Genomic DNA, 13,874 nt, shown 5'->3' with positions numbered 1-13,874 from the left:
ACTCCCCACCAGGGTCCGCGCCCTGGATAGCCGGAAAAGCGGCGACCGGAGTTCCTGGCTCCCGGGTCAACCCCGGTGACAGTGGCGGGACCGCGCCGGACTCGCACCGGCTTCCTCCGCGGCGTCGCCGCACATGGCCTTTTCGGCCTTCCGGCACAGGATAGCCGGGGTAACGGGTGTGACGATCCCGACCCGAGGATGCGGAGCGACCGGTCCGCCTCCGTAGTATCCGGGCCGTGCCCCACCCGATTCGGCAGTCCGAGACCGACGCGTGCCCCGGCGCGCTGCGGTTGCACGCGGCGGCCGACGGACCGCTGGCCCGGGTCCGCCTGCCCGGCGGCATGCTCACCGGCGCCCAGCTGGCCGAGCTGATCGCGATCGCCACGGAGTGGGGCGACGGCGGCCTGGAGCTGACCTCCCGCGCGAACCTCCAGCTACGCGCCCTGACCAGGGCAAACCCCGCGTTCCTCGCGGCCCGCTTGCACGCCGCCGGCTTACTGCCGTCACAAACCCACGAGGTCGTACGCAACATCGCCGCCCCGCCGCTGGCGCCCGAACCCCTCCGAACCCTGGTGCGTTCGCTGGACGAGGCTCTCTGCGCCGACCCGGCCCTGGCCGTCCTCCCGGGCCGCTTCCTGTTCGCCCTGGGCCGAGTGCCGCTCACCGCCGACCTGGCCGCCGTCCCCGCGTCCGACGGGTTCGCGGTCCTCTTGACCGGCCATGACGAAGGCCTGCGCGTGCCGGCCGACCGGGTCGTCGAGGCCCTTCTGACGGGAGCCCACGCCTTCCTCGCCGAACGGGACGGGGCGTGGCGGCTGGCCGAGATCCCCGACGGCCCTTCCCGTATCGCCGCCCGCATCAGCGCGAGTTTGAGCATGACCCCGTCGTCGGGCAGATCCGAAATATCCGATGGTGCGGCCGACTCACTCGTCGGGGTCATCGAGCAGGAAGACGGGCGCATGGCCGTGGGGGCGATCGTGCCTTTGGGGCGGCTCACCGGCGTACAGGCAAAGGTTTTGCTGGATGCACCGAGGCTGGTGCTGACGACGGCGCGCGGGGTCGTGGTGCCCGATCTGGCGCCGGAGGCGGCGGCGGGGTGGCTCGCCGCTCTGAGCGAGGCGGGCCTGCCGGTCGAGGCGGATTCGCGCTGGTCGGGGGTGACTGCCTGCGCTGGGCGGCCCGGGTGTGCCAAGTCGCTCGCTGACGTGCGGGCGGACGCGCTCGAAGCCACCCGGCACAGCGATGGGCTGCCGGTGCACTGGGTCGGGTGTGGGCGGGGGTGTGGCTCGCCGTCCGGGGCGCATGTGCGGGTCGAGGCGACTCCCGAGGGCTACCTCGTCGACGGCGTGGGCGTGGGCGGGGATCTTGGCGATGCCGTTTCGGCGGCTAGGAGGGGCTGATGGACTACGAGCGCGACGGGGCGGAGATCTATCGGCGGTCGTTCGCGACCATTCGGGCCGAGGCGGATCTCTCCGGGCTGCCGGACGATCTGTCGCGGGTGGTGGTTCGGATGATCCACGCTTGCGGAATGGTGGATTTGGCGCAGGATGTCGGGTTCAGCCCGTCGGTGGCGACCGTGGCGCGCAAGGCCCTGCTCGACGGCGCGCCGATCCTCTGCGACGCCGAGATGGTCGCGTCGGGGGTCACGCGCAAGCGGCTGCCGGCGAACAACGAGGTGATCTGCACGCTGCGCGACCCGGGCGTGCCCGCGCTGGCCGAGAAGCTGGCGACCACCCGCAGCGCCGCCGCCCTCGACCTGTGGCTCGACCGGCTGGACGGCGCCGTGGTGGCGATCGGGAACGCGCCGACCGCGCTCTTCCGGCTGCTGGAACTGGTGGCGGCGGGAGCGCCCCGGCCGGCCGCCGTGCTCGGCATCCCGGTCGGCTTCATCGGGGCGGCCGAGTCCAAGGAGGCGCTCGCGGCCTCCGACCTGGACCACCTGATCGTGCGGGGGCGGCGGGGCGGCAGCGCCATCACGGCCGCCGCGGTGAACGCCCTCGCCTCGGAAGCGGAGTGACACGCGTGGCTGGACGGCTCTTCGGTGTTGGCGTGGGTCCGGGCGATCCGGAACTGGTGACGGTCAAGGCTGCCCGGCTCATCGGGGATGCCGACGTGGTCGTCTACCACTCGGCGCGGCACGGGCGGAGCAACGCGCGGGCGATCGCCGAGGCCTACCTGCGGCCGGGGCAGATCGAGGAGGCGCTGATCTATCCGGTCACCACCGAGACCACCGACCACCCCGGCGGCTACCAGGGCGCGATCGACGAGTTCTACGCCGAGTCCGCCGCCCGGCTCGCCGCGCACCTCGACGCCGGCCGGGACGTGGTCGTGCTGGCCGAGGGCGACCCGTTCTTCTACGGGTCGTACATGCACATGCACAAGCGCCTCGCCGACCGCTACGAGACCACGGTCGTCCCGGGCGTCACCTCGGTGAGCGCCGCCTCGGCCGCGCTCGGCCGGCCGCTCATGGAGCGCGACGAGGTGCTGACCATCCTGCCCGGCACCCTGCCCGCGGCCGACCTGACCGCGCACCTGACCGGCACCGAGTCCGCCGCGATCATGAAGCTGGGCCGGACGTTCCCGCACGTCCGGGAGGCGCTGGAGCGGTCCGGCCGGCTCGGCGACGCCTGGTACGTCGAGCGCGCCACCATGGCCGGCGAGCGCACCGCCCCGCTCGCCGACGTCGACCCGGAGACCGTCCCGTACTTCTCGCTCGCGCTGCTCCCGAGCCCGGCGGCGGCCGCCTTCGGCGCGGAGCCCCGGCCCGCGGCCGCCGGCGCGGTCAGCGTGGTCGGGCTCGGCCCGGGCGACCCGCGCTGGCTCACCCCGGAGGCGCGCGCCGCGATCGCCGAGGCGGACGACCTGGTCGGCTACGGCCCCTACCTGGACCGGGTCGCGGCCCGGCCGGGCCAACGCCGGCACCCCTCGGACAACCGGGTGGAGGCCGAGCGCGCCGCGTTCGCCCTGGACCTGGCCAAGCGCGGCCGGCGGGTCGCGGTGATCTCGGCCGGCGACCCGGGCGTGTTCGCGATGGCCGCCGCCGTGCTGGCGGTCGCCGAGGACCCGGCCTGGAAGGACGTACCGGTACGGATCGTCCCGGGGCTCACCGCCGCGCAGGCGGTCGCCGCCCGGGCCGGCGCGCCGCTCGGTCACGACTTCTGCGTGCTCTCCCTCTCCGACCGGCTCAAGCCGTGGTCGGTGATCGAGGGGCGGCTCGCCGCGGCGGCCGCGGCCGACCTGGTCATCGCGATCTACAACCCGGCGTCGAAGTCGCGGACCGAGCAACTGGTCCGCGCCCGCGCGCTGCTGCTCGAGCACCGCGACCCGGGGACGGTCGTGGTGATCGGCCGGGACGTCGGCGGGCCCACCGAGTCGATGCGGGTCACCACCCTCGCCGAGCTCGACCCGGCCACCGTCGACATGCGCTGCCTGCTGCTGATCGGCTCGACCCAGACCCGCGCGGTGGTCGCCGGCGACGGCACCACCCGGGTCTTCACGCCGCGAACCTACCCGCAACCGTAGGCCGCCGACCGGCTCGCCACCGAGAGCCGTCCACAACGGGTCCCGCCGGGCCGGACTCCCCGGTCCGGCCGGCCGGGCCGGAATCGATGCTACCGGGCCGCAACTTTTCGGCGGGCCCGGAAATGACCGTCCGCTGAGACTGCCGGCGCAGCTCAAATCACCTTTTTCATCGACCGTCCCGTGTGGTCTGCGGGGCGGGCAACCGTCGTGCCACCGAACGGCACCGTCGATGCAATCAGCAATCTCCAACACCCCAGATGTCACCCGCCGATGAGAGGGCCGCTCCCGAACTGATACTTGACGAAAGGCACGACCCCCCGTGAAGCTTTCCCGCCGCCGCGCCGCACTCCTCGCCTCGACGGTCATGGTCGGCCTCGTCCTCCCGGCGACCCCCGCGGCCGCGACCACGAAGACGGTCACCGCCACGAAGACGGCGACGAAGACCGCGACCAAGACCGCGACGAAGACCACCACGAAGACGGCCGTGAAGAGCACCGCGGCCCCGACCCTGGCCAACCGCCTGGCCGCGGTCAGGACGGCCAAGGCGATCAACTACTACCCGTCGGCGGCCGCCTGGTCGAAGATGTGGAGCAGCTTCGACGCCACCAAGGTCGACGCAGACTTCGCGAAGGCGCAGGCGCTCGGCGCCACCACCGTCCGGGCGATCATCTTCCCGACGACCTTCGGCTACCCGACGCCGAGCGCGACCTACGCCGCCAAGCTCGCCACCTTCGTGAACCTGGCCGACGCGCACGGGATGACCGTCAAGTTCACCCTCTTCGACTGGTGGTCCGGCTACTCGGACGTGGCCGGCAGCACCGCCTGGGCGACCGCGCTCCTCAAGCCGTACAAGGACGACCCGCGGCTGATCTCGGTCGAGTTGCAGAACGAGTTCGACCCGACCGACACCGCCGCCGTCGCCTGGGCGAAGAAGATCGTCCCGGCCATGCGGGCCGCCTTCCCGACGATGCCGCTGACCTTCTCGGTCGACGGCGAGGCCGGCGCGACCGGGATGGCGCAGATCAAGGCGGCGCTCGCCGCGACGCCGATCGACTACTACGACTTCCACTTCTACACCAACTCCGAGCGGGCCCTCGCGACCATCCGCCAGGCGCAGGCCGCGGTCGCCCCGGCCCCGGTCGTGATCGGCGAGACCGGCCTGAACACGCTGCAGAACACCGAGGGCGACCAGGCCGCGTTCCTGGCCCGGGTCTTCGAGGCCGCCAAGCTGGCCGGCGTCCAGTCGGTCTCCCCGTGGACGCTGACCGACTTCACCACCGGCGCCATCCCGGACTCGGCCGTGGCGAAGCTCCCGGCCCAGTACAACTACGGCCTGTACCGCACGAACGGCGTCGCGAAGGCGGCCGCCGCCGTGGTCAAGGCGGAATTCACCGGTACGGCGCTGCCGGCCTCGGTGACCGACAACGGCTTCGAGAACGCGGTCGGGCTCACGCCATGGCGCCCGTTCATGCCGGAGTTGGGGGCGGCCGTGAAGACCACCTCGGCCGCGCACTCCGGGAAGTGGTCGGTCAGCCTCTCCAACACCGGCAAGACCTCGGCTGGTACGCCGTCGTACCGGGTCGCCCCGATCGAGCCGGTGTACTCCGGGCAGAAGTGGCACGGCGAGGTGTGGGCGAAGGGGGACGCGGCTACCGGGACCACCCAGATCGCGGTGAGCTGGTTCGACATCAACGACAAGTGGCTCGGGGGGACGAACTCGAAGTCGCTCCCGGCCGGTACGACGAGCTGGATCAAGCTCACGGTGGATGGGGTGGCGCCGGCGGGGTCGGCCAGCATGCAGATCCATCTGAAGTCGGGCGCCAATACCGGCACAGTCTGGTTCGATGACGTGGTGATCATCGGGTCTTGATCGGGCGACGCCGCCGCCTCCTCCGATCGGGGGCGGCGGCGTTTCGCGTGGGGCTCTGGGTTTTCGGGGATAGACCGCGGGATCAGTGGGCGCCCCGCGAACCGCCCCCGCCCGGTTGGGTGGGGCCCAGTGAAGCAGCGGGGTCTGACAGTTTTTCGCGCTTGTCCACAGCTGGCGACGCGGCCTGCGAAGGGACCGCCGGCGGGTGGATGCCGATCTGGGTGAGCAGGTCGTCGTAGGCGAGGACGGTTCGCTCCCAGGAGGATGGGTCGTGGTGGCGGCGGCCGATCAGCGGGGTCGCCTGGCGGATCGCCTGGGCCAGGGCGGCCGGGTCGGCGGGTGGGGCGAAACGTACCCCGGGGTAGTCGCCGGCCGCCTCGATCAGGCCGCCCACCGCGGTGACCACCACGGGTAGGCCGTGGCTCATCGCGACGTGCAGGGGGCCGCTTGCCGAGCTGCGCCGGTACGGCAGCACGACCAGGTCGGCGGCGGCGAAGAAGTCGTTCACCTCGGCGTCGGTCACGTAGCGGTTGACGAACGTGATGCGGTCGCGGGCCGGCGCGGCGGCGATCAGCTCGGCCGGGAGTGTCCAGCCCTCCCAGGTCTCGCCGACCACGGTCAGGCGCCAGTCCTCGGGGAGTTGCCCGAACGCCTCGATCAGGTCCTCGAGGCCCTTGTAGGGGCGGATCGTTCCGAAGAACAGGACCTCGCGGGAGTCGGCCCGGGCGGTCGGCGCGGAGGCGTCCTGGTGATGGTCGTACGGGCCGTGCCGGGCCACGACCTGCGGGACGGTGCCCAGCCCGTACGCAAGCTGCAGTTGCTCTTGATCGAAGCGCGAGTGGACCACGATGCCGGACGCGGCGCCCAGCAGAGGTTTGATGCAGGCGCGCACATAGCGGGCGGCCCACCGCAGCCTGGCCTCGCCGGTGTCCTGCACCTCGTGGAACTCGATCACGACCGGGACACCGGCGATCCGCGCGGCGGCGCAGAGGATCAGGTACGAGTGCAGCACCGCGCCGGTCCACCACTGCAGCACCAGCACGTCCGGGCGGAAGCGGCGCAGGAAGCGGACCGCCCGGGTCAGGCTCGGCAGGCCCCACCAGTCGATGCCGTCGAAGACCTCGACCCCGTCGGCGTAGCGAAGGTTGTTGAGCGGGCGGCCGACCCGCTCCCGCCCGGGGTAGAGGCGGGTCGGCAGCAGCTGCCGCATGAGGATCACGCCGACGTCGTATCGGCTGGTCAGCGCGTTGGCGAGCCGGCAGGTGTAGTAGCTGATCCCGGAGGTGAACCGCCAGCCGGAGCCGACGACCAGGACGCGTTTGCGGTCAGCGGCAGGCACGGTAGATCTCCTCCATCTGCGGGACCACGCGAGCCGCGGTGTAGTCGAGCCCGCGCCGATACCCGGCCGCGCGTAGGCGGTCGGCCAGCCCTGGTTCGGTGAGCAGGCGTTCGAGGGCGGCGTGCAGGGCGGCGGCGTCGCCCGGCGGCACCAGCAGGCCGCTCTCGCCGTCGCTGATCATGTCGGCCAGGCCGCCGGTGCGCGAGGCGATCAGCGGCGTGCGGGCGAGCAGCGCCTCGACCGCCACCTGGCCCATCGCCTCCATGATGGACGGCACCACGCCGGCCGCCGCGCCGTGCCAGGCGGCCATCACCTCGGGGTGCGGCACGTCGTGCCGCACGTGCACGCCGGGCGGGATCGGCGGGGTGTCGGGCCGGGGCGTGCCGATGCAGACCAGGTCCGGCGGCGGCTCGCTGCCACGCCAGCTTTCCAGGAGCTTGCGGTACGCGGTGAACAGCACGTCCACTCCCTTGTGCGGGCCGAGCGCGCCGACGAACAGCAGGTACGGCCGGTCCGGCAGCCACCCCGGCCGGGGCGTGTCCCGGGCCAGGTCGTCCAGCCCGTCCGGCACGAGGCTGGACACCACCCGGACCGGCAGGCCGGCCGGCAACCGCGCGGCGTCGAGCGCCCGGGCCACCGACGGCGAGATCGCGGTGAGCGCGTCGATCCCCCGGTGCCGGTGCGCGCGCAGCGCCGCGGCCAGGGCGAGCGAGCGCGGGCGGCCGTACTGCCCGGTCGCGCAGGGCAGGCAGCGGCTCAGCCGGGGGCCGGTCGGGCAGTGCCGCCCGTCCGAGGAGAAGGTCTTCTTGACGCACATCAGGCCGAAGTCGTGCGCGGTGTGCACGTGCGGCACCCCGTCCCGGCCGTGCCGCAGCGGCAGGTACGAGTACATCAGCCAGTCGTGACTGTGCACCACGTCGTACCGGCCGGCGCGCAGCTCGGTCCGGATGTCCACGGTGGTCAGCGGGTCGGCCGCGGTGGGGTGGAAGGGCTTGGCCGGGTCCTGGTTCATCCGGGGCAGCAGGGTGTTGGCGATGCTGCGAACCCGGACCACGCGCACCCCGTTGCGGGTCTCCGCGCCCGGCGCCCGCGGGGTGGCCAGGGTGAGCACGGTGACCTCGTGCCCGCGGCGCACCAGCTCCTCGCTGCTGGTGGCGACGCTGCGTTCCAGCCCGCCGATGACGGGCGCGTAGAGATTGGCCAGCTGCAGAATCCTCACGGGGCTCTCCAAGATCGCGTACGGGGGCGGGAGTGCGGGGCGGGGCGGCGGGTCCGGGTGCGGAACTGCGCGGCCGGCCGGCCCCGGACGGCCGGGTGCAGCAGCGGCCGCGCGGCCTTCGGCTGGCGGGGAAGCGGGGCCGGCCGGGCCGGGACCCGGCCCGGGCGCAGCCGGCGGACCAGCGCGTGGCCGGCCACCGCCAGCGCGCCCACGCCCTGGCCGGCCAGCCAGGCGTACCCGGCGGCCTCGATGCCCAGGGACGGCAGCCACAGCCAGGTCAGGGTCAGGCAGCCGGCCGCCATCAGCAGGTTCAGCCGCAGGCAGCGGCGCAGCGCGCCCTGCGACCGCCAGTGCGCGACGGCCAGGTTGGTGATCGCGTCCGGGACGGCGGCCAGCACCAGGGTCTTCAGCAGCACCGCCCCGCCGGCCGCGTAGGCCGGGCTGAACAGGGCGAGGATCCAGCCGCCGGCCAGGAACAGGCCGGTGGCCGGGGCGCCGATCACGGCGAGCACCACCAGCGCGGCCCGCGGCAGCGACGCCGACTTGCCCGAGGTGCGCTCGGCGTAGAACGCGGAGGCGACCGCGGGCGAGACCATGAACAGCACCGAGGCGGTCATCCAGGCCATGTAGAAGTGCGCGTTCGCGGCCGCCCCGAGCCGGGCGGTGACCAGCACCGGCAACAGGGCGCTCGGGCCGGCCTGGGCCAGGTTGACCAGGTGGTGGCCGGTGAGCGAGCCGCGCACGTACGGCAGCTCGGCGCCGAGTCCGGCCCCGGCCAGCCGGCAGCCCGGGCGCAGCCGGGGCAGGCTGCGCCGCAGCGTGTACCCGGTGACCACGAGCGAGGGCAGCGTCCAGGCCAGCACCACCGCCCCCGCCGAGCCCAGGCCGGCCGTGGTCAGCCCGGCCAGCGTCAGCACCTTGCCGCCGGCCAGAGTCAGGTTGCGCCAGAGCATGCCCTGGCTGGCCCGGTGCGCGACGAAGACGTAGTCGAGCAGCATCGACGCGGTCAGCGCGACCGCGGTGGCGACCAGCGCGAGCGCGCCGGCCGGACGGCCGAGGAAGTCGAAGTTGGCGGCCGCCCGGGGCAGCACCAGCACCGCCGCGAGCGCGGCCGCCGCGGTGGCCGCGCAGCCGAGCAGCAGCCCGGCGCTGACGATCCGGGACCAGTCGCGGGCCGGCGCGCCGGGCAGCCGCTGGATGAACATGTGGCCGAGGCCGAGGTTGGCGACCATGCTGACCACGGTGGCCGCGGAGATCAGCGCGGTCGCGGTGCCGATCGCCGGGCGGGGCAGCTCGCGGGCCGCGACCATCCAGTAGAGATAGCCGAGCCCGCTGGTGCCGACCGTGCTCGCCATGATCAGGACGCTGTTGCGGGCCAGCGAGTCGCGGCCGACCCGGGCTAGCACGGCGCCGGCCCGCGGCCGTAGAAGACGGTGCTCGCGGCGCCCAGGCTGATCTCGATGCGGTGCAGGCAGCCGTTCGGTGGCGTCGGCACATGCACGTGGATCGAGCCGGCGGTGTCGGCGGCGATCGGGACCGGGTGCGGCGGCGCGATCCGGAGGGTGTCGACGATGACCGACAGCGGCGCGACGATGGCCGGCTCGCCGGCGCTGCTGACCCGGATCGGCACGTCCAGGCCGCCGCGCGGGATGGCGACCGGGCCGGCGATGCCGGCCGCCCAGCCGTCCAGGGCCACGCTGGTGTAGCCCGGCTGTGGTGGGTGCGGCAGCCGGGCGTACGCCCACACCGCGGTGCCCCCGACGACCAGCGCGACCAGTACGGGAAGGGCGATCGCGCCGAACGTCCACGGCAACCGCGGGTCGGCCTCGCGCCCGCCGGCCCGCTCCCGCAGCAGCACCGCCCCGCCGAGCAGCAGCGTCAGCGCGGCGAGCCCGGCGGCGAGCGAGTGCGCCCGGATCGGCACCCTGGCGAGGTAGAGCGCGAGCGCGATCAGCGGGAGGCTGATCAGCCCGCAGACCAGGCCGAGCCCGATCCGGCCGGCCGGCGGTTCCAGGCTCAGGGCCGGTGCCCGCAGCCACAACTCGCCGACGGCGAGCACGGCGGCGAGCAGCGCGAGCACGGCGACGGGCGGGGGCACCCGGGGCGGGCCGACGGCGAGCAGGGCGGACGCGGCGAGGGCGGCGGCGAGCAGCCGGATCGTGGTCACTGCGGGCCGCCCAGGGTGGAGAAGTCGAAGCGATAGATCGCGATGTCCCCGCTGTCGTAGATCTTGATGGTCCACGGCGTGTGGTCGAACTTGGTGAGCTGGCCGAGCGTGAACGCGGGCCGGCCGTCGTGCGGGATCGGCTCGTTGGTCTCGAAGTAGATGCCGATCTCGGGCGCCTGCTCGGCCATCCGCCGGTCCACGATCAGGTAGCCGAAGTCCCACTCGCTGAGCTGGTGCAGCAGCGGCGGCGGGACCGGGCGCCCAGGCTGGGTCAGGTACAGGTCGTAGGTGGGGAAGGTGACCGAGCCGGTGACCGGGAACTGGTCGCCGTACGAGCCGAAGACCAGCCCGGAGTAGCGGTCGGCGACGATCCGCAGGTCGCGGCCCTGGGTGGCGCGCAGCCAGTCCGCGGCGGCCCGCACCTCGGGAGTGATCGAGCGGGTGTCCGAGCCGTAGGTGGCCGGGCCGGGGAACCGGTAGGACGGGTTCATCCCGGCCGCCGTGTTGCCGACCAGCAGCACCGTGAACAGCGCGGCCAGCGCCGGGCCGGCCGCGCGGGCCTTCCGGTCGAGCAGGGCCACCGCGGTCGGCGCCACCAGCAGGGCCAGGCCGAGGTAGCTGAACGCCCAGGTCCGGCGGGCGCCCTCGGCCCCGGACGGGGTGAGGATCAGCAGCGCGGCCGGGAAGTAGCAGAGGCCGATCAGCAGCGCGGCGACGGCGCCGCCGCGGTCGACCGGGTCGGGGTCGCGGTGCCGGCGCAGCCGCCAGGCCGCCGCGGCGGTCGCGGCGAGGGCGAGCACCGGCGCGGCGAACGCGGCCTTCTGCTCGTACCAGGGCGCGACCGACTGCTTGAAGAGCGTGCGCCCGCCGGAGCCGCTGTCGTTGAGAATCCCGGCGATCTGGTTCAACGCCTTGCCGAGGTACGGGTCGAGGTAGCCGGCCGTCTTCGGCGCCACCCAGCACAGCCAGCCGGCGACCAGACCGGCCACGGCCAGGGTGAGCAGCCAGGCGGTCCAGGCGGCCGGCCGGCAGCCGCGCCGGCCGGTCAGCGCGGCCGCGAAGATCAGCATGATGGCGACCAGGCCGAGCGCGGTCAGGTGATGGGTGACCACGGTCGCGGCGGCCAGCAGCAGCGTGCCGGCGATCCAACCGGTCCGTTGCGGACCGCGGATCGCCCGGTGCAGCGCGACCAGCGTCCAGATCATCAGCGGGATGGCCAGCGACTCGTACCCGAACTGGGTGTCGAAGAACAGGAAAGAGCTGTTCAGGCCGTACGCCAGGGCCGCCACCGCCGCCGTGCGGCCGTCCCGCCAGAGCTGCTCGGCGAGCGCCGCCACGCCGAGCACGACCAGGACGTGCGCGGCGATCAGCACGGCCAGCGCGGCGTGCCAGACCGAGACGCCGGTGAGCGCCGCGAGGGCGGCGACCGTGGCGTGCAGGCCGGGGAAGTCGCCGACCACCCGGACGATCGGGTTGGCCTCGAAGAGCCGGCCGTCGAGGAGGATCTCGTGGCTCTGCCGCCAGTGCGCGTACTCGTCGTGGTAGAGCGGGCCGGCGGGATTGCGCAGGAGCTTGGGGAGATAGGTGAAGCAGCCGTACGCGACCAGGACCGCCGTACGCGGCGCGGGGCCGGGCTGTCTGCGGACGGCCCAGTAGGCGGCCGGCAGCGTGAAGACCAGCATGCCGAGCCAGAACAGGGCGAACGCGCCGGGGCGCTGCCACTCGGCGGCGCGGTCGGCGGCGACCAGGGCGGTCGCGCCGGCCGCGCCGGTGAGGGTGAGGGTGACCGTGGGGGCTGTCCACGTCATCGGTCGGCGGCTCCCTGGGTGAGATTCGTCCGGGGCGCGACGCTCGCGTACACCTCCCGGGTGGACAGCACCACATCGCTCCAGGTGGGCAGCGCGTTGCTGCCGTGGGCGACCCGCCGGGTCGCGGCGGCCACCCGCAGCGCGTCCGCCAGCGCCACCTCGTCGTCGGGGTTGACCAGCCACAGCGGCACCCCGTCGCCGGCCATCACGGCCAGCTCGCGGTGCGCCGGGATGAACGACGCCACGGCCGGGATGCCGGCGGTCAGCGCGTCGGCCACCGCCATCCCGAACGCCTCGTGCCCGGAGGCGGAGACGGCCGCCGCGGCGACCGCCATCCGGGTCGCGAACGCGTCCTCGGCGAGCCGGCCGTGGAACACCACCCGCCGCCCGGCCAGGCCGAGCCGGGCGGCCAGCTGCTCCAGCTCCTCCCGGGCCGGGCCGGCGCCGACCACGTCGAGCCGGTGGTCGGCGGGCAGGTGGACCATGGCCCGGATGACCCGGTCGACCCGCTTGTACCGCTCGAGCCGGCCGACGCAGAGGATGCTGCGTCCCGGCTCGGCGACCGGCTCGACCACCCGGATCGGGTCGGTCCCGTTCGGAATGACGATCGTGCGCTCGGCGGCCTCCGGGAAGTGCCGGACCAGCAGCTCACGCTCCGCTCGGGTGACGCAGATGAGCCGGCTGGCACGGGCGACGATCCGGCGGCCCACCGGGCGGTAGATCGGGTGCAGGGCCGAGCGCAGCAGGCTGTGCCCGGTGCCGTGGTAGTGCGGCGTGAACACCAGCGGGGTTTCGTTGGTGAGCGCGGCCGGCAACGCCGCGAGCGCGTGGTAGCTGTGGGCGTGCAGCAGGTCGTACCGGCCGGCGTGGGCGCGCAGCCAGGGCCAGAGCGCGGCGGAGAAGCGGTAGTTCGAGGCCGAGACGGTGAGCGGGAAACGCCGGACCAGCACCCCGTCCACCGTCTCCTCGGCCGCGGTGGCGTGCTGGGTGAGCACCTCGACCCGGTCGCCGGCCGCGACCAGGGCCGCGCACAGCCGCCGGCAGTGGGTCTCCACCCCGCCGACGTCCGGGTGGTACGCGCTGGTGACGACCCCGATCCTCACCGGGTGCGCTCCGCCACGCGCCGGCGCGCCCGGTTGCGGCGCGGCCATTCCCGGGCGATGGTCCGCAGCACGCGTACGCCGTCGGTCATCGCGTTCAGGTTGCTCTCGCCATGGATCCGGGCCTGCTCGAAGCTCGCCACCTCGACGATCCGCAGCCCGGCCCGGGCCGCCCGCAGGTTGAGCAGGGTCTCGATCTCGAAGCCGTCGCCCCACAGCCGCCCGTCGCCGCGGGGCGGCACCGGCGTGGTGCTGTCCAGCCCGAACACGTCGAGGTGCCGGGCCCAGAAGGCGTTGTAGCCGTAGCAGAGGTCGCTGTACCGGGTGCGGAAGAGCGCGTTGACCAGCAGGCTGAGGCACTTGTTGCCGGCCCGGCGCAGGCGGGTGATGTCGGCGCTGCCGCCGGACCCGCGGAACCGGGAGCCCTTGGCGAAGTCGGCGCCGCCGCGCAGCGCCGCGATGAAGCTGGGGATCTCCTTCGGGTCGGTCGACCCGTCGGCGTCGATCATCACCAGGATGTCGCCGGTGGCCGCGGCGAACCCGCAGGCCAGCGCGTTGCCCTTGCCCCGGCGGTTCTGCGTGACCACGCGGATGCCGGGCATCAGGCGGCGGGCCACGCCGACCGTGTCGTCGGTCGAGCCGCCGTCGACCAGGATCACCTCGTCGACCTCGGGGAGCCGGGCCAGCACGTACGGTAGGTTCCGCGCCTCGTTGAGGGCGGGGACGATGACGCTCACCAGGGGTTCGCCCGATGGGACGACCACCGGCGGCAATTCGGTCTCCGGGCCGGCCGACCGGTTCTCCGTTCCGGCAGATCGGCTCACGTAGGGGACCGTGGACATGAATGTT

The 13,874-nt window shown here is 73.9% G+C and carries 11 protein-coding genes and 1 riboswitch; of the genes, 4 read left to right on the top strand and 7 right to left on the bottom strand.

Annotated elements, in window-relative coordinates:
- Positions 1–26: 26 nt before the first annotated feature.
- Positions 27–144, bottom strand: a riboswitch (cobalamin riboswitch).
- Positions 145–236: 92 nt separating this feature from the next.
- From IH26_RS0101545 to IH26_RS0101530, 4 genes are all read left to right on the top strand, one after another.
- Positions 237–1,400: a precorrin-3B synthase gene (locus IH26_RS0101545; protein WP_030434259.1), complete on the top strand. Its 1,164-nt coding sequence runs from the start codon at positions 237–239 to the stop codon at positions 1,398–1,400.
- The gene (locus tag IH26_RS0101540) at positions 1,400–2,017 is read left to right on the top strand and encodes a precorrin-8X methylmutase (protein ID WP_030434258.1); all 618 of its coding nucleotides are present in this window, start codon (positions 1,400–1,402) and stop codon (positions 2,015–2,017) included. Before IH26_RS0101545 ends, IH26_RS0101540 begins: the two co-directional genes overlap by 1 nt.
- Before the next feature lie 5 nt (positions 2,018–2,022).
- A complete protein-coding gene (locus IH26_RS0101535) occupies positions 2,023–3,522 on the top strand; it encodes a precorrin-2 C(20)-methyltransferase (protein ID WP_030434257.1) in 1,500 nt (499 codons plus the stop codon).
- 319 nt (positions 3,523–3,841) lie between these two features.
- On the top strand, positions 3,842–5,392 hold the full coding sequence (locus tag IH26_RS0101530; protein ID WP_030434256.1) for a glycoside hydrolase 5 family protein: 1,551 nt from the start codon (positions 3,842–3,844) through the stop codon (positions 5,390–5,392).
- An 82-nt stretch (positions 5,393–5,474) separates the two neighbouring features.
- On the opposite strand, the gene IH26_RS0101525 is transcribed toward IH26_RS0101530, so the two are convergent.
- Genes IH26_RS0101525 through IH26_RS0101495 form a run of 7 tightly spaced genes read right to left on the bottom strand, consistent with a single transcriptional unit; the run spans position 5,475 to position 13,867 of the window.
- Complete coding sequence (locus tag IH26_RS0101525; RefSeq protein WP_084598541.1) at positions 5,475–6,731, bottom strand: glycosyltransferase; 1,257 nt, start codon at positions 6,729–6,731, stop codon at positions 5,475–5,477.
- The gene (locus tag IH26_RS0101520; protein ID WP_030434254.1) at positions 6,718–7,950 is read right to left on the bottom strand and encodes a glycosyltransferase family 4 protein; all 1,233 of its coding nucleotides are present in this window, start codon (positions 7,948–7,950) and stop codon (positions 6,718–6,720) included. Before IH26_RS0101520 ends, IH26_RS0101525 begins: the two co-directional genes overlap by 14 nt.
- Complete coding sequence (locus IH26_RS0101515; RefSeq protein ID WP_030434253.1) at positions 7,947–9,356, bottom strand: lipopolysaccharide biosynthesis protein; 1,410 nt, start codon at positions 9,354–9,356, stop codon at positions 7,947–7,949. Before IH26_RS0101515 ends, IH26_RS0101520 begins: the two co-directional genes overlap by 4 nt.
- A complete protein-coding gene (locus IH26_RS0101510) occupies positions 9,350–10,117 on the bottom strand; it encodes a hypothetical protein (protein WP_030434252.1) in 768 nt (255 codons plus the stop codon). Before IH26_RS0101510 ends, IH26_RS0101515 begins: the two co-directional genes overlap by 7 nt.
- Positions 10,114–11,925 (bottom strand): ArnT family glycosyltransferase, encoded by a 1,812-nt coding sequence (locus tag IH26_RS0101505; RefSeq protein WP_051807217.1) that lies wholly within the window; start codon positions 11,923–11,925, stop codon positions 10,114–10,116. The genes IH26_RS0101510 and IH26_RS0101505 overlap by 4 nt, the downstream gene beginning before the upstream one ends.
- Positions 11,922–13,028, bottom strand: coding sequence for a glycosyltransferase family 4 protein (locus tag IH26_RS0101500; RefSeq protein ID WP_030434250.1), 1,107 nt, complete (start codon positions 13,026–13,028; stop codon positions 11,922–11,924). Before IH26_RS0101500 ends, IH26_RS0101505 begins: the two co-directional genes overlap by 4 nt.
- Positions 13,025–13,867: a glycosyltransferase family 2 protein gene (locus IH26_RS0101495; RefSeq protein ID WP_030434249.1), complete on the bottom strand. Its 843-nt coding sequence runs from the start codon at positions 13,865–13,867 to the stop codon at positions 13,025–13,027. Before IH26_RS0101495 ends, IH26_RS0101500 begins: the two co-directional genes overlap by 4 nt.
- Positions 13,868–13,874 lie beyond the last annotated feature (7 nt).

The organism is Actinoplanes subtropicus (assembly GCF_000721705.1).
GTDB classification, from domain to species: domain Bacteria; phylum Actinomycetota; class Actinomycetes; order Mycobacteriales; family Micromonosporaceae; genus Actinoplanes; species Actinoplanes subtropicus.
The sequence above is the reverse complement of the archived record's forward strand: the minus strand, read 5'-3'. Positions and strand labels throughout refer to the sequence as shown.

Bases quoted from the DNA above. Each gene is read 5' to 3' on its own strand.
- IH26_RS0101505 (WP_051807217.1), bottom strand. From the start codon at position 11,925: ATGACGTGGACAGCCCCCACGGTCACCCTCACCCTCACCGGCGCGGCC.
- IH26_RS0101540 (WP_030434258.1), top strand. From the start codon at position 1,400: ATGGACTACGAGCGCGACGGGGCGGAGATCTATCGGCGGTCGTTCGCG.
- IH26_RS0101495 (WP_030434249.1), bottom strand. From the start codon at position 13,867: ATGTCCACGGTCCCCTACGTGAGCCGATCTGCCGGAACGGAGAACCGG.